Genomic DNA, 374 nt, shown 5'->3' with positions numbered 1-374 from the left:
ATGTTGAAGATGAAATATGTTGCCTTTTCCGATTTCTAACTCGTTTGAATTCAATGTAATAGGGATATTCCTAAAGATATGCCATGGAAAATACAAGTGTACAAAAGTTTCTCTAAAATATATACCCGATTGACAAATTAATACGCCATCCGATCCTTTACTCAAATTACCAAGGATAGAGGTATCTAAAAAAGCAATGATTTCTTCTTCTTTTGAAACAATATATCGTACCAAAATTTCCTTTAGCTTTTTGTCTGAAATATGAGTGTCTACAAATAATCCATTATCAGGTTCTAGTAATTCATCGTACGTCTCAAACAAAGAGCAGATTGATTTTATCTCGTCAATTTTTATAACTGGATGTATATCATTTT

Annotated in this window: 1 pseudogene; it reads right to left on the bottom strand. The window is 30.5% G+C overall.

The window, feature by feature from the left end:
• A pseudogene (locus JDS96_RS30800) lies at nt 1-374 on the bottom strand (hypothetical protein); the annotation flags it as partial.

The organism is Bacillus cereus group sp. N21 (assembly GCF_016483395.1).
Lineage (GTDB): Bacteria > Bacillota > Bacilli > Bacillales > Bacillaceae_G > Bacillus_A > Bacillus_A pseudomycoides.
This window is presented reverse-complemented; position numbering and strand designations above follow the sequence as displayed.